18 protein-coding genes are annotated in these 19,038 nt (G+C 59.0%); 7 read left to right on the forward strand and 11 right to left on the reverse strand.

The window, feature by feature from the left end:
- Positions 1-65: 65 nt before the first annotated feature.
- Both AC0V6M_RS11010 and AC0V6M_RS11015 read left to right on the forward strand, forming a co-directional pair.
- Entirely contained in the window at positions 66-809 is a 744-nt protein-coding gene (locus AC0V6M_RS11010; protein WP_486138843.1) for a hypothetical protein, read from the forward strand.
- A gap of 21 nt (positions 810-830) precedes the next feature.
- Complete coding sequence (locus AC0V6M_RS11015) at positions 831-1,370, forward strand: AHH domain-containing protein (RefSeq protein WP_486138845.1); 540 nt, start codon at positions 831-833, stop codon at positions 1,368-1,370.
- 12 nt (positions 1,371-1,382) lie between these two features.
- On the opposite strand, the gene AC0V6M_RS11020 is transcribed toward AC0V6M_RS11015, so the two are convergent.
- Together AC0V6M_RS11020 and AC0V6M_RS11025 are read right to left on the reverse strand one after the other, a co-directional pair.
- Positions 1,383-2,369: an NAD(P)H-dependent flavin oxidoreductase gene (locus AC0V6M_RS11020; protein WP_486138847.1), complete on the reverse strand. Its 987-nt coding sequence runs from the start codon at positions 2,367-2,369 to the stop codon at positions 1,383-1,385.
- A 145-nt stretch (positions 2,370-2,514) separates the two neighbouring features.
- On the reverse strand, positions 2,515-3,573 hold the full coding sequence (locus AC0V6M_RS11025) for an amidohydrolase family protein (RefSeq protein WP_486138848.1): 1,059 nt from the start codon (positions 3,571-3,573) through the stop codon (positions 2,515-2,517).
- 298 nt (positions 3,574-3,871) lie between these two features.
- Here AC0V6M_RS11025 and AC0V6M_RS11030 point away from each other — a divergent pair, with 298 nt between their 5' ends.
- On the forward strand, positions 3,872-5,272 hold the full coding sequence (locus AC0V6M_RS11030; protein ID WP_486138849.1) for a methyl-accepting chemotaxis protein: 1,401 nt from the start codon (positions 3,872-3,874) through the stop codon (positions 5,270-5,272).
- Here AC0V6M_RS11030 and AC0V6M_RS11035 read toward each other — a convergent pair.
- Both AC0V6M_RS11035 and leuA read right to left on the reverse strand, forming a co-directional pair.
- Complete coding sequence (locus AC0V6M_RS11035) at positions 5,258-6,436, reverse strand: serine hydrolase domain-containing protein (RefSeq protein ID WP_486138850.1); 1,179 nt, start codon at positions 6,434-6,436, stop codon at positions 5,258-5,260. The genes AC0V6M_RS11030 and AC0V6M_RS11035 overlap by 15 nt on opposite strands.
- 28 nt (positions 6,437-6,464) lie before the next feature.
- Complete coding sequence (leuA, locus tag AC0V6M_RS11040; RefSeq protein ID WP_486138851.1) at positions 6,465-8,138, reverse strand: 2-isopropylmalate synthase; 1,674 nt, start codon at positions 8,136-8,138, stop codon at positions 6,465-6,467.
- A 478-nt stretch (positions 8,139-8,616) separates the two neighbouring features.
- Here leuA and AC0V6M_RS11045 point away from each other — a divergent pair, with 478 nt between their 5' ends.
- Complete coding sequence (locus AC0V6M_RS11045; protein WP_486139623.1) at positions 8,617-8,988, forward strand: YHS domain-containing (seleno)protein; 372 nt, start codon at positions 8,617-8,619, stop codon at positions 8,986-8,988.
- Between the two features lie 201 nt (positions 8,989-9,189).
- Here the strand turns inward: AC0V6M_RS11045 and AC0V6M_RS11050 are convergent, their stop codons facing one another.
- The 3 genes from AC0V6M_RS11050 to AC0V6M_RS11060 form a co-directional block, all read right to left on the reverse strand.
- Positions 9,190-9,702 (reverse strand): hypothetical protein, encoded by a 513-nt coding sequence (locus tag AC0V6M_RS11050; protein ID WP_486138853.1) that lies wholly within the window; start codon positions 9,700-9,702, stop codon positions 9,190-9,192.
- Positions 9,703-9,798: 96 nt separating this feature from the next.
- On the reverse strand, positions 9,799-10,947 hold the full coding sequence (locus AC0V6M_RS11055; protein WP_486138854.1) for an alpha-hydroxy acid oxidase: 1,149 nt from the start codon (positions 10,945-10,947) through the stop codon (positions 9,799-9,801).
- The gene (locus AC0V6M_RS11060; protein WP_486138855.1) at positions 10,947-11,546 is read right to left on the reverse strand and encodes a DUF4329 domain-containing protein; all 600 of its coding nucleotides are present in this window, start codon (positions 11,544-11,546) and stop codon (positions 10,947-10,949) included. Before AC0V6M_RS11060 ends, AC0V6M_RS11055 begins: the two co-directional genes overlap by 1 nt.
- A gap of 298 nt (positions 11,547-11,844) precedes the next feature.
- Between AC0V6M_RS11060 and AC0V6M_RS11065 the strand changes: the two genes are divergently transcribed.
- Entirely contained in the window at positions 11,845-12,321 is a 477-nt protein-coding gene (locus AC0V6M_RS11065) for a YHS domain-containing (seleno)protein (protein WP_486138856.1), read from the forward strand.
- A gap of 550 nt (positions 12,322-12,871) precedes the next feature.
- Positions 12,872-13,534, forward strand: a complete 663-nt coding sequence (locus tag AC0V6M_RS11070) for a DUF6969 family protein (protein WP_486138857.1) — start codon at positions 12,872-12,874, stop codon at positions 13,532-13,534.
- 42 nt (positions 13,535-13,576) lie between these two features.
- On the opposite strand, the gene ilvC is transcribed toward AC0V6M_RS11070, so the two are convergent.
- The 4 genes from ilvC to miaA form a co-directional block, all read right to left on the reverse strand.
- A complete protein-coding gene (ilvC, locus tag AC0V6M_RS11075) occupies positions 13,577-14,611 on the reverse strand; it encodes a ketol-acid reductoisomerase (RefSeq protein ID WP_486138858.1) in 1,035 nt (344 codons plus the stop codon).
- Between the two features lie 28 nt (positions 14,612-14,639).
- A complete protein-coding gene (ilvN, locus tag AC0V6M_RS11080; RefSeq protein WP_486138860.1) occupies positions 14,640-15,155 on the reverse strand; it encodes an acetolactate synthase small subunit in 516 nt (171 codons plus the stop codon).
- Positions 15,156-15,179: 24 nt separating this feature from the next.
- Entirely contained in the window at positions 15,180-17,012 is a 1,833-nt protein-coding gene (gene ilvB / locus AC0V6M_RS11085) for a biosynthetic-type acetolactate synthase large subunit (protein ID WP_486138861.1), read from the reverse strand.
- A gap of 131 nt (positions 17,013-17,143) precedes the next feature.
- Entirely contained in the window at positions 17,144-18,091 is a 948-nt protein-coding gene (gene miaA / locus AC0V6M_RS11090) for a tRNA (adenosine(37)-N6)-dimethylallyltransferase MiaA (RefSeq protein WP_486138862.1), read from the reverse strand.
- On the opposite strand from miaA, the gene serB reads away from it, so the two are divergent.
- Positions 18,084-18,962 carry a phosphoserine phosphatase SerB gene (gene serB / locus AC0V6M_RS11095; RefSeq protein ID WP_486138863.1) on the forward strand — a complete coding sequence of 293 codons (879 nt, stop codon included), beginning with the start codon at positions 18,084-18,086 and terminating at the stop codon, positions 18,960-18,962. The genes miaA and serB overlap by 8 nt on opposite strands.
- The last annotated feature ends 76 nt before the right edge of the window (positions 18,963-19,038 follow it).

Here is a 19,038-nt window from a genome sequence, read left to right on the forward strand (position 1 = left end):
GACAAGCTGGCTCTCCAGGCCTGTACCTGCTGTTTGCGACGGGCAAGCGGCCGGATCGCGCCGCTATGAAGGAATTCTTCGCGGAGCAGAACACTGTGCTGCTGTCGCATGATCCTTGCGATGCGACACCGCTGCAATTGGTGGATGCGGATCATGTGCAGTCGGACAAGTCCGCCAGCTTTGCCAATCCTGAGGCGCAAGATCACGCCTGGATGGAGCTGCTACGCGAAGGACTGACTTTTGATCTGGAAGGTATTGCTCCAGGCCCCGCATCTGAATTTCCTGAAATTGAACATCGCTTCGATCTGGAGCAAGCGCCGAACGGATTCCGCTTCGAGGCAATGCGTATCGTGGTGGGACAGCATCTGTCGGGCGGTGAGCGTTCGCTGCCGATCATGCGCGGCATGGTGGGGCTTGCGCGCGACCTGACACACCATTTTGACGATGTAGAGGCCGTTGTCTGGTCTCCATCAAAGAGCGCTATTGGGCGTCAATACTTCGAATCTGTTTCGACCGCTTGGATTGAGGGTGGGTCTTTCCCGGCATTGGGCCTGACGGCTTTTCGCGAGACGATCGATGGGGCACTGCAAACAGTGGGTCTCGACTATTGGATTGGGCAGGAATTGCGGATCGAACCGCCTTTAGCCGATGGGAAAGTTACCGCCACCAGATTGGGAGTGCGGTTGGTCAATCAATTGATCTTGATTCAAGGCTTAAAAGAGATCGAGCGGATTGTCGCACCAAACGGGAGCCGTTTGATCATGCGCCCGTCGAAGAATGGCAAATTTGTGAGGGTTTGGCGCGAATAGGACGCGGTTAGAGGGGGCAACATGCACGGCAATATCGGGCCAGCGCATGCGCCTGCGCTGGCAAAGCGACGCGCGGCCATCCCGTTCAGATCGGTCAATCGCCGCAGAGAGCCTGGGTATGATGCGGGCCTGCAGCGACACCATTTGCTGCCCAGGCAATTGCTACGGCGTGACTGTTTTGGCCATCTGTTTGCCGATGTAAGCCGCACGGCGATTGGCTTCGACGATTTTCGCGCGAATGGCCTGCTGCTCCCATCCAACGAAGACGCGACGGTCCGCACAGGAATGCCGCTGCATCGCGGCCCGCACCGCCGCTATAACGAGATGGTGATGGAGCGCGTTGGCCGGATTGAGCAAAGCTGGGCTGAAACCCGCATCCACGATCCCGATGCCGCTTTCATCGAGGCGCTCATGCGCCTGCAATTGCTACAAAGCGCGCTGCGCACTTACCTGCTCAGCCAAAAGCGCAAGCTGCTGCTCAACCGCAAGGACCCGCTTGGCAGCGGTTATGACTTCACCGAACTCGACATGATGGCCGAACAGCTGTGGAATGCAACTTAGCCAAGTGTCCCGTCAGTCAGCCCAGCGAGTGTAGTCTGACTTGTTTAGGAGCGCTGCCTTAGCCGCGTGATACTCAGCCTCGAACTTGCTGACCATGTCCTCAACTGTGTCGACCGATTTGATTGCGCCAACCCCTTGTCCCGAGCCCCAGATGTCTTTCCACGCCTTCGCTTTGGTGTTGCCACCGCTGCCGAAGTTCATCTTGGACGGATCGCTTTCTGGCAGGTTGTCCGGGTCGAGCCCGGCCTTTTCGATTGAGCTGCGTAGGTAGTTGCCGTGCACCCCAGTGAACAGGTTGGAGTAGACGATCCCGTCCGCTGATCCCTCAACGATGCCTTCCTTATAGGCTTGGTCGGCGTTTGCCTCTTTGGTTGCGATGAAGGCGCTGCCAGCATAGCCAAAGTCTGCGCCCATCGCTTGAGCCGATAGGATCGAGGCGCCGTTTGCGATCGAGCCCGACAGTGCGACCAGCCCGTCAAACCACTCGCGGATTTCCTGCATCAAGGCGAAGGGCGAGAGAGTGCCAGCGTGGCCACCAGCGCCAGCGGCGACCGGGATCAGGCCATCTGCGCCCTTTTCAATGGCCTTATTTGCAAAGCGATTGTTGATCACATCATGCATGGTGATGCCGCCCCAATTGCGCACGGCATCGAAGATCTCAGTGCGCGCGCCGAGTGAGGTGATGACCAGCGGCACTTGCCATTTCTCGCAGGTTGCCAAGTCGGCCATCACGCGGTCGTTCGACTTGTGCACGATCTGGTTGACCGCAAACGGCGCGGCTGGCCGGTCCGGGTTCTCGCGGTTGTACTTGGCAAGCTCTTCGGTGATCTGATGCAGCCATTCATCGAGCAGCGTCTGCGGGCGCGCATTGAGCGCTGGGAAACTGCCGATGATTCCAGCCTTGCATTGAGCGATCACCAGTTCCGGGCCGGAGACGATGAATAGGGGCGAGCCGATTAGAGGTAGGCGCAGGCGATCAAAGGGAGTGGGAAGAGACATCAATTTCTCCGTCAATGCGGTCGTGGTTTCAGGCAGTTACTCTGCGTTTCTACGCTCAGTGCATAGCGCCAGTTCCCGCCTTGTCGAGCGCCAAGAGCAGGCGGGTCGCGGCCAGCCCTCGTTGCCGTAGCGGAATGCGATGCCATCAAGGGCAAAGAACTTCTTCAATGCCATAGAAGCGCGCTGCATTCCCGGCATAGAGCGCGGTTTTCTCATCCGCGCTTGCGCCCGCCGTGATCCGCTTGAACGCGTTCCACAGCACCGGATAGGTCGCCCCCCAGCGATCAACCGGATAGTTGCTTTCGAACATGGCGCGCTGCGGCCCAAAGGCCTCGATGCAGGTCTCGATATAGGGCTTCCACATGGCGGCGAGCTCTGTCGATCCGATGCCAGCGGCGGGGCCGTCCTCAGGCATCGCGCAATTGTGCATCGCCAGTCCGCCCAGCTTCACCATCACATTGGGGCATTTGCCAAGCTCGATGATGTTGCTGCGCCAGATGTTAAAGCGCTCTTCGAGCTTGCCGGCGTAACTCGCGGAACCAAGCGGCGTGCCGCAATGGTCGAGACAGATTGGTTGGTCGGGGAAGGCGCGCGCAAGGTCGATCACATCGGGCAATTGCGGCTCCAGGATCCAGGCATCGAAGGTGAGACCACGTTTCCCAAGCTCGGCGAACCCTGCGCGGAAGCTGGCATCACGGTACAGCTCTGGCGGCGCGTGGAACGGAGGGCCAAGCACGTCCGGATCCGCATCCCAAGCGCCCTGATGGCGAATGCCCTTGAAGCGGCTGTTTTCCCGCGTCCCGCCTGCCTCGATCAGCGCATCCAGCACCGGGCCAGCGCCTTCGCCCAGCAGCATGTTGGCATGGCCGATGATCCCAGCGCAGGCGCGCAAGGGACCGTAGAGCCCGCTCGCCGATTGCGCCGCAATACCGTTCACAAACTCAACCTCGCCGACCGGTTTCAGGTCTTCGCCCAGCACCGCATTGTAGAACGCGCCGCATTCCATGAAGACGGTGGCGATGACGTTGTGGCCCGTTTGCAGGTCTGAATGCAGTTGGTCGAAGGTGTAATACGCTGCGTCCACCAGCGTCTCGATGAAGCGATGCCGTGGTTCTGGGAACATGGGCAGCATCGACCGCAGGTCCCACAGGTGGTGATGCGGATCGATGATCGGCAGCTCAGGCTCAAGTATCGCTTCACTCATGGTATTGTCTCTCCCTTGGCCCATGGCATAGCCACTCCGTTCACCGCGTGCAAAGCACGTTTGGAGCAGACTGGAACACAGTCTTAGGCCGAAAAACCAATCGATCACAGCGCCGCCGTTTGATCGGTTTCTCCGATTATTCCGCTGTGCCCGAAAATAGCTCATCAGTGAGGCATAGCGGCCCATGCAAAGGTAGGAAACGCTGCGCTAAGTCATTGCGCGTATAAGCGGCCAAGATCGTCCTTAATCATACCTTGCGATGGACTGGCTGCAACGCAATCGAGCCAGGGAAAACGCAATGTATCATGCCAGAATTGACCCAGAGAACGTGCGGCTGGCGCGGCTACAGACCTATGAGATCAACGACCCGAATAAGCCCGTGTACCACAGGCTCAACGAAATTCTGAGTGCGGTCGCATCACAAACGGCGGAGATCTATGTTGATCAATATGCGAAGATCGTCGGCATCATAATCAAGGGCGATCCGCGCCAGAATTTTGTCGAAGAGGTTACGAAGCATCTGCTCGTCAAATACCGACCTCCGTTTGACGAGGAGTGGATCGAGCGCTGCGAAAATATTGCAGAGTTGGTCTATACCTCTCGTACAGATCCGGCGGCACATTTGGGCGCGATCAGCGTCTCTCAGCAATTTGAATTGCGAACGGTATTCGAGGCGGCGGATAGCTTGGAAGAGGGCATGTCGCTGGTGACCGAACTCAGCCGAATGTACACTCTGGATGCCGAAATCATGCTGACGAAGATTCAGCAATGCCGTGAAAAAGAACATTCCAAATGGGTTGGTGAGCAAACTGAAATGTTTCGGGCGGCTGTTAGCGACGCGGTAAGCCGTGCTGCCCAGCAAAGCGCGCAGAGCAATCACAAGGCGGACCAAGCCAACAAGTTGATCCGCGATTTGCGTGCCTTGGCCGACGAGGTGACGATCGCCTCAAGCGAATCGGCCGCGGCGATGGGCGATGCTGCGAGCACTGCAGGTAGCCTGCGCATGACGTTGGACGAAATGACTTACGAGCTAAGTCGCGCATCGCAGTCTTTGGGCGCCGCCACGCAGATTGCGGAGGAATCCCAAGATACGGTTTATGATCTAACCTCGCAGAATGCCTCGATTCAATCGATTGCGCAGATGATCCAATCGATCACATCACAAACCAGTATTTTGGCGCTGAATGCACGGATTGAAGCGGCGAGGGCTGGCGAAGCAGGGCGCGGGTTTGCAGTGGTGGCGAGCGAGATAAAAGGCCTGTCTGAGCAAACTGCCAAAGCGACTGATGATATCGTTTCGCGCTTGGGCGGGATTGAAAAAGCGAGCGACCGTGCACTCAATGCCAATCGCACGATGCACGAGACATTTGGCACAGTCCGGGATCTCACTCAGGCCGTGTGCGATGAGGTAACTCTGCAAGGGACGACCGTTACAAAGATTGCTGCGAGCGTTGACGAGACTTCGCTCAGTGCAAAGTCATCAAGCGAGGCGGTTCAGCGCATTCGTGAGCTGGTCGATGGGATCGCCAAAGAAATGACTGCAGCAACCAGTCTGACCAGCAATCTCAATGCGCATATCGCGAGCCTGCAAACGGGCGCTGACGAATTCCTAAAAAGTCTATCGTTCAATTCTGTTCAAACTGCTCTGCAGGAAAGCCGGCGCCATCCCAATTCCGCGCGCCGATCAGCGGCCGAGTAAGATCTTGCCAATTGCGCGGTTCAGGTCGGCTGCGCTGGCAGTGTTACCGAGCGAAACGACAACGCGGCGCGGCGTTTCAGGGGAAGCCGGACGTGCCATAAAAAGCGTGCGATATCCCGCATTGGCGCCCGTGTGCCAGACATCCGCGATACCTCCATCGCTATCAGGAGTGAGCATGATGCCGAAACCATAGTGCGTACCCGGCATGAAATCGGTTTCGGCCTCTGGAGTGAGCATTGCCGTCGCAATCCCGGTTGGAATTGGGCTTTCTTCTCCGGCGGCGGCATCAAGCAATGCGGAGACGAAGCGAGCATAATCCTCTGAAGTGGACCATAGGCCTGCGGCGGCTTTCTCTGGATAGACATGCCGGCTGTTTTCGATCGCTCGGAAAACCCCTTGCGTGGGCGCAAATCCGGAATCCGCTCCCACAATTGTCAGCGGCGCAATGGCTGCTTCGTCCAGGGGCTGAGCAAATGTGCTTTTTGCCATGCCGAGCGGACCGAGTAACAGCTCATCAGCAATTGCCTCAAAGCTCTTGCCAGCGGTATCTTCCGCCCACAATTGCGAGATAGTGTAGCCGCCGCCTGAATAGCGAAATTCGCCCGGAGCGCCGTCAAACGCCAGTTGAGACTCGAAAATTCGTGGAGGCGCGTCAATGACATCAGCAGTGCTGAGCAGAGCGCTGTCACGCGGATAGCCGGGATAACCCGATTGCGATGCGCCGGTTGTGTGTGAGAGGAGCTGTCTTAGGGTAACGGGTTTGTCGCCGCCCTCAAGGTCGGCAATGTCCACTGAGGTGATCTGGCCGCGTATGTCATCGTTTAGGCCGACGCCTTGTTGTTCAGCGAGGATCAGAATGACGGCGGCAGAAACCGCTTTGGAAAGGCTGGCGACCTGCATCAGTCCGCCTTTTTTGGCCCGCCCGAAATAGAGGTTTTGCGGTTCCGCGCCAGCTTCGAGCACAGTTACGCTAAGCGCGGTGATCCTTAGATTGTCCGCCTCGGATGCGATGAGCTCTTGAATGCCGTCCGGCTTCGCCTCGGCAAGTTTCTGTTCAAACTCTGGATCGAGCGAAGGCTCGAAAAGACTCGCGATGCCTAGGCCCGCTACGGGTAGGAGGATCACTGCGAGCGCTAGCGCAATCACGATCTTCCATTTCGACATTGCGTTCCTCCTGCGCGCGCCTCTTACCCTATTTGACCGCCGAATTCGCCGCGCTTAGCACGGCGCGTACGCTGGCGGTGGAGACGTCTTCGTCGATGCCAACACCCCAAATGGTGCGGCCGCCGCTCTCGCATTGAAGGTAGGCAGCGGCGCGGGCATCGCGGCCAGAACCCAGCGCGTGTTCGGTGTAGTCGAGCACTTTGAGGTCCAGGCCAAAGTTCTCCTCCAACGTGGTCAGAACGCTGGAGATGAGGCCATTGCCGCGCCCGCTGACGCTTTGCTCTTGTCCGGCAACGGTGATCGTTCCGGCGAAGACCCGCGTGCCATCGCCGGTGCGGCTTTCTTCATAGCGGACCAGCTGGAAATGCTTGTTAGCGGTCTGCACGTGATAGGCGGCCTTAAACGCCTGCCAGATGTCGGCTGCATTGAGTTCGCGGCCCAGCTCGTCGGCCATGTTTTGCACGTGACGGCTGAAATCGGCTTGCATCTTCTTGGGCAGTTTGAGGCCTTGGTCTTGCTCCAGAACCCAGGCGAACCCGCCTTTGCCGCTTTGCGAATTGACGCGGATGACAGCCTCGTAATTGCGCCCCAGATCAGCGGGATCAATCGGCAGATAGGGAACGCGCCAGCCCTCATCGTTCTGGGTGCCACGCGCCTCGAAGCCTTTTTTGATCGCGTCCTGATGGCTGCCGGAAAAGGCGGTGAAGACCAGCTCCCCGCCATAGGGGTGGCGTTCGTGCACGGGCAGATCGTTGCAATATTCCACCGTCTCGATCACGCGGTCGATGTCGGAGAAGTCGAGGCCGGGATCGATTCCCTGCGTGTACATATTGAGCGCAACAGTCACGAGGCAGCAATTGCCGGTGCGCTCGCCATTGCCGAATAGGCAGCCTTCGACCCGGTCGGCGCCCGCCATCAATCCCAGCTCCGCCGCGGCCACGCCGGTGCCGCGGTCATTGTGCGTGTGCAGGCTGATCACCGCGCTCTCGCGGTTCGGCAGATTGCGGCAGAAATATTCGATCTGGTCGGCGTAAATATTGGGCGTTGCCGCCTCGACCGTGGCCGGCAGATTGAGGATGATCGGCTTGTCCGGTGTTGGCGCCAGCACACCCATAACCGCCTCACACACCTCAATGCTGAAATCCAATTCAGCGGTAGAGAATGTCTCCGGCGAATATTGGAAATGCCAGTCGGTATCGGGCCGCGCACCCGCCTCGTCGCGCATCACCTTGGCCCCGGCGATGGCGATTTCGCGCACTTCATCTTTTGACATGCGGAACACAATATCGCGCCATGCTGGCGAGACCGCGTTGTAGAGGTGGACGATTGCCGCGCGCGCTCCGGCGAGGCTTTCAAACGAGGTGCGGATCAAATCCTCGCGGCTTTGCGTCAGCACCTGGACCAGCACGTCTTCGGGAACGCGGTCTGACTTTACCAGGCCAGAGATAAAGTCGAACTCGGTCGCGCCCGCGCTGGGAAAGCCGACCTCAATCTCTTTCACGCCGACCTCAATCAGCAGATCGAAAAAGCGGTTTTTCTTCACCGCATCCATCGGATCGATGATCGACTGATTGCCATCGCGCAGATCGGTGGAAAGCCAGCGCGGCGGCGAGGTGATCTGCTGCGCGGGCCATTGCCGGTCGGGCAAGTTAATTTGCGGGAAGGGGCGGTATTTTCGCGAAGGCTGGTTGAGCATGGGCATGATGGCGCGGCTTTCGTGTGCTTGTGAGTGCCGTTGGGCAACTGAATTTTACGACTGTTGGCGGGTTTGCTTGGCTTCCCTTGGGCGCTGCGCATGCCCGGCCGGGAGCATACGTCAGGTCACGCCCAAGGGCGCGTAAGTCGTAGGAGTAGCTGCGTGCGTGTTCGCGTCATGATTAACTGCATCGCGCAGAATGGCGCGCAAGGCAAGTATCTAGGAATTTTCGGTCGAATGTAACCGAAAGTTGCATACGTGCGAACTCAAGAGCATCGTGCCACATAGGCATATAATAGGAGAACCCCCCAATGCGTAAATCACTATTTGCAATCGCCTTAATGGCCACTGTCGCAGCCTGCGGCGCGCCAGTCAAGAAGCTCAAACCCCTGACGTTGCAGAAGCAACTGAGAGCGCTGGCCTGTTCGCTGATCTTGGCGGTGAAGCATCGGGCCCAGTTCACACCGCGGCCAAGGGGGATACCCTGGCTGTCAGCGGCTATGACACGGTCAGCTATTTTGAAGGCGACGGCGTTCCCGTTGAAGGCTCAGAAGAATTTACCGTGCGTTATGAAGGCTTTGACTACCGGTTTGCCAGCGCAGAAAACGCTGAGAAGTTTAAGGCAGAGCCAGCCAAATATGCGCCGGCCTATGGCGGATATTGCGCCTGGGCGATTGGCGCGAACGATGCGCTCGCACCGGGTGACCCCAACGTCTATGAAATCGTTGATGGCAAGCTCTACTTGAACTTCAACGAGAGCGTTCAAGAGAATTGGCAAAAAGATATCCCTGGCTTCATCGAAGCTGGCGATACGAACTATCCAACTCACTCAGCGGATGAGCACTTCACCGACTAAGCGAGTTAGTCTCGAACATTTCAAAGCCCCGTCAGAGCGATCCGGCGGGGTTTTGAGTGTGTGTGTGTGTTGAAAATCAGAGCGCTGGTTCGGTCCGTCTGCTGACGGACCGCAAGGCCGACCGGCCGCCCGCAGCGGCGCGGACTTGTCCGCTGGCCGCGAGGATATCGCATGCCCGGATGGGCGTGCGGCACAAAAAAGCTATCCGCAGCGTGCATCGCGGATCACCCCGGTGTTGTCGATCATCACATTGAGGCGCGATGAGGTGGGGTCAGGATTGATGAAGGTCGAACCGGGAATTACAAAGCGCACTTCGTTTTGAGAGCCAACTGCCGCGACGATTTCAGCCCGCGTTGCTTCGTCAGCATTTCTTCCAAGAAACGGCGCGACCGCTGGCGCTCCGCAGATGGAGGCATTGGGATCGCTGGCGGTGCCAGGCACAAATGGACCGCTCGTTCCGCTCACAGGCTCAGAATAGGTAATGCTTGGCTGGATTGACGCCTTTGCAGGTGCCGCGCCATTGGCGCCATCGGCCGCGGTGCTGGCTTCGGGATCACCGGCCGCTTCGTCACTCGCCGGGGCAGGGGCAGGCGGACCTTTAATCCGCGCGGCAAACTCGTCGGCTTGGCTCGCGCCTTGGTCTGGCTCAGCCGAACCGCACGCCGCAATCACCAGCGTGGATGCCGTCAGAATTGCAAACCTTAGCTTTGTCATGATCGGCCTTATTGATCTTAAACACTCTCGCCCGCTCTCAGGCGCTTTTGACGTTTCGGTTTCGTGACAGGCTGCAATCCGCCGGTCAATGCGCCGCTATCTCCAGCGCAGGCGATCCTGTGTCAACTGATCCACACTGGTCACACCCATCAGGCGCATGCCGCGCTCAACCTCTTCCTTAAGAATGCCGATCGCGCGCTCGGCCCCGTCTTGCCCGGCTGCCGCCAGCGCATAGAGATACAGCCGCCCGCCGGATGCCGCACTCGCGCCCGCGCAAACGGCCTTCAGCGCATGGGTTCCGCGCCGCACGCCGCCATCGCAAATGATCTCTATCTCACCGCCGACCGCGTCCACGATCTCGCGCAATTGATCGAAGGGGGCGCGGCTGCCGTCCAATTGCCGCCCGCCGTGGTTGGAGATCATGATCGCATCAGCCCCGATGTCGACCGCGCGCCGAGCATCGTTCACACTCATCACGCCTTTCAGCACGAATTTGCCGCCCCACTCGCTGCGGATGCTGGCCGCCGTGTCCCAATCCATCGATGTGTCGAGCATGGTGTTGAAGTATTCTGCGATACTTACCGCCTTGCTCGATCCCTCGCTCACATGCGTATCGAGATTGGGCAGCGCAAACTTTTCGCGCAGCAGATAATCCAGCGTCCAGCGTGGGCGCGTTGCATAGCTCCAGATGCTGGCCGGGGTGAAGCGGGGCGGGGTGGTGAAGCCGCTGCGCAGGCACCGTTCGCGCTTGCCCGATACGATTGTGTCCACCGTCAGTGCCAGCGCATCAAAGCCGGAGGCCTGACAGCGCTGGATCATGCTGGCGTTGAGGCCCTTATCCTTATGGACATAGAGCTGGAACAGCTTTGGCCCACTGGTCAGCGCGGCGATTTCTTCAATGCTGCGCGTTGCAAGACTAGAGATGCCAAACCAAAGGCCATATTTCTCCGCCGCTTTTGCGACCGCCGTCTCGCCCTGCCAATGAAAGGCGCGCTGCACTGCAGTGGGGGAGAGCATCAGCGGCAGCGCCGACTTGCGACCTAGCAGAGTGCAGCTGGTGTCGATCGCCTCTACCCCGGCGAGCACATCTGGCACCAAATCGCACGCATCATAGGCGCTGGTGTTGCGCGCTTTGGTCAATTCATCATCGGCGGCGCCATCAATGTAATCGAACACGGGGAAGGGCAGACGTGCCTTCGCCAGCCTGCGAAAGTCCTCGATATTGTGGCAATCAGACAGCCGCATCAGCAATCAAAACTCTCATACGTTTGCCGCCGATTGAGCTCCCACACGGTATAGCGTTCATCCGGTTGAGCCGCGTCACAGCGCACATAGTTCGGGTCAGCGGGCAGGCAGCTTTCGCCGCAAATCATCTCGGCGGCTTCCTCCTGCCAGTCAATATGCCAAAACCGGCCGCCCGGGGTTGAAACATAGCCATCAATGCGGTCGGCAATGTCGCCTTCCAGATCAATGATGGAGGGCACCTCGCTATCATACTCATCATTATAGCTGCCATGCGTATGAAACGATGCGACCGCGAATTTCTCTGGATTGGATACCCATTGAAAGCTGCAGGTTGCGGCATCGCCTTCGAAGATGTCTGACACGCTCAGCCGCCCGTCTTCATCTTCTAGCATCAGCCCGCACAGCTCTCGCTTTTCTTCAAACGATCGGCGCTGCAGTTTGGCGAGGGTGGATTTGGCCAGCGAGTCCAGTTGTTCCTGCGATGCGGTGGGCTCGCGAACGGCGTATGGCCCCCGGAATGTGTCGGCTGCTGTGCCGAAGACAACGACGACCCAGGCGATGCCGCATGCCGCATAGGCGAGGTGAAGGGGTTTTGGCATGCGCATTGTTAGCCCCTCAGTGAAGGCTCAACTTTTCTTTGTCTAGCAGGGCTTTGCCGCGTGCAGCGCGCAACAATATTCGGTCGCCGCACGGGCGGATTTCAAAAAATTTCAATTTTTTTTGCAGTCAGTGAAACCAAACGTGCAGGCCTTGCGAACTCCATTATGTGCGCGGCCACTGGGCCAAACATCAGACGCCAGAAAACGAACCGGTCCCCCCTACGGTTCAATTTTTGACCCTACCTGTCCCTGGCTCTGAGCCCGGTGGCCGCGGCATAAACAGTTTTGGAGAACCCCGATGAAGTTTAAATTTCTAGCCATCGCAGCAGCATTCGCCGCTCCCCTAGCCATCGCTATTCCAGCCCAAGCCGACGGCGGCATATTTGTTGGTGTCGAAGGCCAAAGCGTCGCCGTTAGCGGCTATGACACGGTCAGCTATTTCCAAGGCAATGGCGTTCCCGTGAAGGGCGATGCGCGCTTCATGGTGAAGCATGACGGCGCAGAATGGCACTTTTCCAGCCAAGCCAATGCCGACGCGTTCAAAGCAAACCCTGACGCGTTCGCTCCTCAATATGGCGGCCACTGCGCCTGGGCTATGAGCCGCGGTTCGCTCGCACCGGGTGACCCTACGCTCTACAAAATTGAAGGCGGCAAGCTCTACCTCAATTTCAACCACGATGTTCAGCAAACATGGCTGAGCGACATCACTGGTTTCATTGCCAAGTCCGATCCGGCTTGGGCCAACATTCCCGAGGGCAAACGCTTCGGCGATTGATCCGGCCGGGACACGCAATCTCCCACCCGCATTATCACTACTCCCTAAATACCCCACGAAAGGAATATTCTACCATGTCTAATTCTAAGAACCTCGCCCGTATGTTGATGGTTGCAGGCGGCCTCGCCGTTGCATCGACCGGTGCGCCAGCTCTTGCTGATGCTCCATGTGGCCCGCGCGCCAGCAGCTCTTCAAACTTCAGTAATTACAACCCATGCCGCGCCACAAAGAAGTCGAAGAAGGCTCGCAAGACCAAGGCGTCTACATCGTGTGCTGCCAATCCGTGTGCAGCGAACCCATGCGCCGCAAATCCATGCGCGGCTAACCCCTGTGCGGCCAACCCATGCGCGGCCAATCCATGCGCAGCGAACCCCTGCGCCGCTAATCCTTGTGCAGCAAACCCCTGCGCAGCCAACCCTTGCGCGCCCAAAGCCTAAGGCGTGCATATAGTGTGGCCGGGGACGCGACCTCCTAGCGCACCCGGTCACATTTAGTTTTGAGAGATGCCGTCCCACTGCGGGGGCGGCATCTCACCAATTGGATAACACTCATGACGGACCGTCTTACTCGCGATCAATACGCTGATATGCTGCTTGCCAGCACAGAGGCGATGTTTGCTGGCGGCAAACCGCTCATGAGCCGAATTTTGCCCGAGGATGGCACCGCTGAGCTGTGGGAACATTACCCAGAGGGCGATGTTGTCAATGGCCCGGCTGGCAGCCGTTATTTCTACCATTGCCACCCACCCGGCGAACGCGCCGAAGGTGAGCATGGCCATTTCCATCTGTTTTTTGACCGATCAGCAATGCCCGGCGGCACCGTTCCGCTGATCGCTGCGCCCCTGGCACCGCGCGACCAACCGCGCGCCGATGTGGTGCATATCGCCGCTTTGGCAATTTCTGACCAAGGGCTGCCGATGCAATGGTTTGGCACCAATCGCTGGGTCACTGATGAGTGGCTCTATCCCGCCTATGCGGTGATCGCGATGCTGGATCAGTTTGACCTGCGCGGCCCCAGTGGCGACCCGCTGGTCAATGAATGGCTGACCGCGATGGTCGGCGTGGCCCGCGAACAGATTGCAGAGATATTGCACACCCGCGACGATGTGCTGCGTAAGGCGGATATGCACGGGCAAGTCCACGGCGAAGACCGCGCGGTTGAGATAACCAGCGCGGCCCCGATTTCGCTAGAGCGTTTGCTCGAAACTGCCTGAGGTTGCCTGGGCCGCGCGTTCCCGCGCAGCCCCAAGCTGTGCTTAGTTCTTAGACTTGTCGACCAGCTTGTTCGCGCTGATCCATGGCATCATCGCGCGCAGTTCGGCTCCTGTCTTCTCGATCGGATGCGCTTCTGCGGCCTTGCGGCTGGCCTTCAGCTCTGGCTGGCCCGCGCGGTTATCCAGCACGAAGTCTTTCACAAAACGGCCTGACTGAATGTCCGCGAGCACGCGCTTCATTTCAGCCTTGGTCTCATCAGTGATGATGCGCGGACCGGTTTTGATGTCGCCATATTCGGCAGTGTTGCTGATCGAATAGCGCATGTTGGCGATGCCGCCTTCATACAGCAAATCGACGATCAGCTTGGTTTCGTGCAGGCACTCAAAATAGGCCATTTCCGGGGCGTATCCAGCCTCGGTCAGGGTTTCAAAGCCGGCCTGGATCAGGTGGGTGATCCCGCCGCACAGAACGGCTTGCTCACCGAACAGATCGGTCTCGCACTCTTCCTTGAAATTGGTTTCGATCACGCCGCTGCGGCCGCCGCCCATCGCGCTGGCATAGGACAGGGCGAGCGATTTCGCATAGCCATTGCCGCCGCTGCTGGTGCCTTCCTGATGCACCGCGATCAGGCAGGGGACGCCGCCGCCGCGCTCATATTCGCTGCGCACGGTGTGGCCCGGGCCCTTTGGCGCGATCATGATCACGTCGATGTCCGCTGGCGGCTCGATTAGGCCAAAGTGAATGTTGAGACCGTGCGCAAAGGCGAGCGCGCTGCCCGGCTTCATGTGCCCGGCCATATCGTCGGCCCAGATCGCGGCCTGATGCTCGTCGGGGGCTAGAACCATAACCAGGTCAGCCCACTGAGCCGCCTCGGTGTTGTTCATCACCTTAAAGCCAGCGGCCTCTGCCTTGGCCCGGGTGGCGGAGCCTTCGCGCAGCGCCACGGCGACTTCTTTCACGCCGCTGTCGCGCAGGTTTTGCGCATGGGCATGGCCTTGGCTGCCATAGCCGAGGATCGCGACCTTCTTGTTCTGGATCAGATCAAGATCAGCGTCGGCGTCGTAATAGACTTTCATGGATTTCCCTTTGTCTTCAATTCTATGTTTAAGAGCCTTCGGCTCCGCGTAGCATTCCCACAATCCCTGAGCGGCCGACCTCTACCAGGCCGAGTTCGCGCATCAGGGCGATGAAACTGTCAATTTTGTCTGGCGCACCGGTCAGCTCAAATACGAAGCTTTCCGTTGTGGTGTCGACCACGCTGGCGCGGAAGATATCGGCCACGCGCAAGGCCTCAACCCGCGCCTCGCCCGTGCCAGTGACCTTGATCAACGCCAGTTCGCGCTCAACATGCGCCCCGGCGGTGGTAAGGTCGACGACGCCATGGACTGGCACCAGCCGCTCTAGTTGCGCCTCGATCTGATCGATCACTTGCGGCGGGCCATTGGTGACGATCGTGATCCGGCTGATCGCGTGATCGTCCGAGATATCGGCCACGGTCAGGCTGTCGATGTTATAGCCGCGCGCGGTGAACAAGCCGGTGATCTTGGCCAGAATACCCGGCTCATTATCGACCGTAACAGTGAGGACGTGCCGCTCGGCATTGTCGTGCGCAATTTTCATGTGGCTGTTTCCTTTGCGGCCCGCTTAGACCAACGCCTTCGCTTCGTCGTCCATGGTGCCTTCGTGCGCATCGCCATACAGCAGCATTTCGGTGTGCGCTGCGCCCGATGGGATCATCGGCAAACAGTTGGCGTCTTTCGCGACCATGCAATCGACAATCACCGGACCATCTGCGGCCAGCATCGCCTCGATGCCTGCGTCCAGTTCGCTTTCCTCGGTGATGCGAATGCCGGTCCAGCCATAGGCCTCGGCCAGCTTCACAAAGTCTGGCAGGCTGTCGGAATAGCTGTTGGAATAACGGCTTTCATAGGTCAGTTCCTGCCACTGGCGAACCATGCCCATATATTCATTGTTGAGGATGAAGATCTTGACCGGCAGGCGGTATTGGCTCGCCGTCCCAAGCTCTTGAATATTCATCTGAATGCTTGCCTCACCGGCAATATCAATCACTAGCGCATCGGGGCAGCCAAGCTGCGCGCCGATGGCCGCTGGCATGCCATAGCCCATGGTGCCGAGTCCGCCGCTGGTGAGCCATTTGTTCGGCTGTTCAAATCCGAAATATTGCGCCGCCCACATCTGGTGCTGGCCAACCTCGGTGGTGATAATCGGATCGCGCTTGTGGGTGAGGGCGTGCAGCCGTTCGACCGCCTTTTGCGGCATGATCGCGCTTGGGTCTTTGGCTGATTTTGCTGGATAGGCCAGGCATTCGCGCGCGCGCCATCCGGCGATGCGGGCTTTCCATTCGCCCAGATCCTGAGGTTTTCGTGCGCCCCAGCTCTCGATCATTTGACCCAGCACAGTGGAGCAATCGCCCACAATGCCCAGCTCAACCGGAACGGTTTTATTGATCGAACTGCGATCAATATCGATGTGTATCTTCTTGGAATCGGGCGAGAATGCATCGAGCCTGCCAGTGACGCGGTCGTCAAAACGCGCGCCGATGCAGACCATAACATCGGCCTTGTTCATCGCCAGATTGGCTTCATACGTGCCGTGCATTCCCAGCATGCCGAGCCAATCGGGATGTTCGGAAGGAAACGCGCCGAGCCCCATCAGAGTGGAGGTGACCGGCGCGCCGGTGATGTCCTGCAATTGGCGCAGCAGGCGGGTCGCCTCTGGCCCGGAATTGATTACCCCGCCGCCGGTGTAGAAAATCGGGCGCTCAGCCGCCGCAATCATCTCAACCGCTTCGATTACCTGCTCGGCAGGGGCCGCCATTTGCGGCGCATAGCGGTGCGATGCGGTGAGCGTTGCCGCGACCCTGCGCGAAGGCACGGCGATCTGAACGTCCTTGGGAATGTCGACCACAACCGGGCCGGGACGCCCGGTGGTTGCGATGCGAAACGCCTCTTCCAAAACGGACTGAAGCTCCGCCGGGTCTTTGACCAGATAATTGTGCTTTGTGCAGTGGCGGGTGATGCCGACGGTGTCCGCCTCTTGAAAGGCGTCGGTGCCGATCAGGGCGGTTGGAACCTGACCCGTGATGACGACCATGGGGATCGAATCCATGTAAGCATCGGCAATCCCGGTGACAGCATTGGTCGCACCGGGGCCAGAGGTGACCAGAACCACGCCCGGCTTGCCTGTGGCTCGGGCATAGCCTTCTGCTGCATGCGCAGCCCCGGCCTCGTGCCGGACAAGGATATGGCGCAGCCGCTCATCGCCAAACAGCTCATCATAAATCGGCAGAACAGCGCCGCCGGGATAGCCGAATACGAACTCAACGCCTTGATCCACCAGGCATTGCGTTAGGATCGCAGCGCCTGATTGCTGATCGGTTTTGAGATGGTCGGGGTGGGGATGGTCCGACACGTGTTCTTCCTTCTCGGTCTTGCTTGGCTCAGGCGCGGTTTGCATGCCTGTCCGGCGGCTGATTTCACTCTGCTTGTTTAGGCACACACTTGTATCAATAAACGAGGCCCGGCGCAGCGATAATGCGTCGGGCCTGATGAGAGCCTGCTATGAGTTATAATCTATCGTGTCAACGATTAAGAACGTAATAATGATGCAAATATATCGCTCACATCAACACTTTTAGATTCAGAACGTGCCCAATCTTGCGGCGCCTGGTTGCGGAACCACGTATATTGCCGCTTTGCGTAATTGCGGGTTGCTTGAGCGCCTGCGGCGATCACGTCAGGGATCATGATGTGGCCGTGGAGGTAATCAGAAATCTCTGGCACGCCAATCGCGCGCATCACCGGCAATCCCAGATCGAGCTTACGCTTGAGCAGAGCCTCAACTTCTTCAATTGCGCCGTGTTCTAGCATCAGGCCAAAACGGCGATCGCAGCGGTCATAGAGCCATTCGCGCGGCGGCAGCATCACCAACGGATGCAGGGTGATGTCCTCAGCAATGCCGCCGGTCTTGGCATTGTGCCAATCGCTTAAGGACGTGCCTGTGGATCGCACCACCTCCAGCGCGCGGGCGATGCGCTGGCTGTCGCCCGGCGCCAGCATCAGTGCCCGCTCCGGGTCTTCGATCTTCAACGCGCTGTAGGCGCCTTGGGTGGGCAGGGCGCGCACGTGGCGGCGGATTTCGGGGTCGATCTCTGGGATCGGGGCAATGCCATCAAGCAGGATATTCATATACATGCCGGTGCCGCCGACCAGGATCGGCACCGCGCCGTTCGCATGGCAGTCCGCGATTTCTGTGCGCGCTTTGCTGGCCCAATCGGCCGCAGAGCAGGCCTGCGCCCCGTCCCATGTGCCAAACAGACGGTGCTCTATGCCTTCCATTTCCTCGTCGCTCGGGCGCGCGGACAGCACTTGGAGATCGGCATAGACCTGCGCGCTGTCGGCATTGATCACAATCCCGGTCTTGCCCGCCTCGGCCAGCGCCTTTGCAAGGGCAATTGCAACCCCGCTCTTGCCGCTGGCGGTCGGCCCTGCAATGAGCGCGACTGGATTCAAATCAGGAGTATCACTTTTGCTCATCGCTCGGCTGATAGCAGACAACGCGCAGCTTGAAACACGTCTTGTGGAAGGGCCGGAATGGCTCGCTGCGGCGGACGCGGAATTTTCGTTCACTCAGCCGGATGATGACCTGCACGAATTGGAGTGGGGATCGGAGAATGATCCCTCGCTGCTGCCGCGTGTGCTGGACGAAGTGCTAAAGCCTAAGGCTGCGCTGATCAGCGACCAGGGTTTTGACCTACCGGATGTGTTTGTCTCGGACATGGATTCGACCATGATCGGGCAAGAATGCATTGATGAGCTGGCGGATTATGCCGGGATCAAGCCGCAAATCGCCGCGATTACAGAGCGCGCGATGCAGGGCGAGCTCGATTTTGAAGACGCGCTGAGAGAGCGGGTGAAACTGCTCGCTGGGCTGGACGAAGGCGCAATTGCGCGGTGCCTGGCGGAGCGGATCAGGCCCACACCGGGCGCGGCAACATTGGTTGCGACCCTGCTGGAGCAGGATTGCCGCACTGTGCTGGTCACCGGAGGGTTTCACCATTTCGCCGATGCGGTGGCGGAGCAATTGGGTTTTGAGCGCGTGGTCGGCAATGTGCTGGAAGTGGGTGGCGGCAAGCTCACCGGGCGTCTGGCGGGGCCGGTCACCGATGCGGAGACAAAGGCGCGGGTGCTGCGCGAAGAGGTCGCCAAGGCGGGGCAGGGCGCGCTCAGCCTCGCCACGGGCGACGGGGCGAATGACATTCCGATGATCCAGGCAGCCACCTATGGCTTTGCCTACAGAGCGAAGCCAAAGGCGCGCGCCGCCGCGAACGGCCGGATCGATGGTGGTGATCTGACGGCCATTTTGACCCTGCTCGGCATCCCGCAAGACGAATGGGCCGAAGGCTGAGAGCTGGCTGGTGTGGGCGCGATAGGGTGAGGCCAATACAGGGCGAATAGCACCTCTTTACAAATCTAGGTCTTGT

The organism is Erythrobacter sp. JB3-1, assembly GCF_057364995.1.

Coding starts and splice junctions, on each gene's coding strand:
- AC0V6M_RS11035 (WP_486138850.1), bottom strand. CDS start 6,436: ATGTCGAAATGGAAGATCGTGATTGCGCTAGCGCTCGCAGTGATCCTC.
- leuA (WP_486138851.1), bottom strand. CDS start 8,138: ATGCCCATGCTCAACCAGCCTTCGCGAAAATACCGCCCCTTCCCGCAA.
- AC0V6M_RS11010 (WP_486138843.1), top strand. CDS start 66: ATGAAGGAATTCTTCGCGGAGCAGAACACTGTGCTGCTGTCGCATGAT.
- AC0V6M_RS11065 (WP_486138856.1), top strand. CDS start 11,845: ATGAAGTTTAAATTTCTAGCCATCGCAGCAGCATTCGCCGCTCCCCTA.
- AC0V6M_RS11020 (WP_486138847.1), bottom strand. CDS start 2,369: ATGTCTCTTCCCACTCCCTTTGATCGCCTGCGCCTACCTCTAATCGGC.
- AC0V6M_RS11060 (WP_486138855.1), bottom strand. CDS start 11,546: ATGCCAAAACCCCTTCACCTCGCCTATGCGGCATGCGGCATCGCCTGG.
- AC0V6M_RS11070 (WP_486138857.1), top strand. CDS start 12,872: ATGACGGACCGTCTTACTCGCGATCAATACGCTGATATGCTGCTTGCC.
- AC0V6M_RS11015 (WP_486138845.1), top strand. CDS start 831: ATGCACGGCAATATCGGGCCAGCGCATGCGCCTGCGCTGGCAAAGCGA.
- AC0V6M_RS11025 (WP_486138848.1), bottom strand. CDS start 3,573: ATGAGTGAAGCGATACTTGAGCCTGAGCTGCCGATCATCGATCCGCAT.
- AC0V6M_RS11030 (WP_486138849.1), top strand. CDS start 3,872: ATGTATCATGCCAGAATTGACCCAGAGAACGTGCGGCTGGCGCGGCTA.
- ilvC (WP_486138858.1), bottom strand. CDS start 14,611: ATGAAAGTCTATTACGACGCCGACGCTGATCTTGATCTGATCCAGAAC.
- miaA (WP_486138862.1), bottom strand. CDS start 18,091: ATGAGCAAAAGTGATACTCCTGATTTGAATCCAGTCGCGCTCATTGCA.
- ilvN (WP_486138860.1), bottom strand. CDS start 15,155: ATGAAAATTGCGCACGACAATGCCGAGCGGCACGTCCTCACTGTTACG.
- ilvB (WP_486138861.1), bottom strand. CDS start 17,012: ATGCAAACCGCGCCTGAGCCAAGCAAGACCGAGAAGGAAGAACACGTG.
- AC0V6M_RS11050 (WP_486138853.1), bottom strand. CDS start 9,702: ATGACAAAGCTAAGGTTTGCAATTCTGACGGCATCCACGCTGGTGATT.
- AC0V6M_RS11055 (WP_486138854.1), bottom strand. CDS start 10,947: ATGCGGCTGTCTGATTGCCACAATATCGAGGACTTTCGCAGGCTGGCG.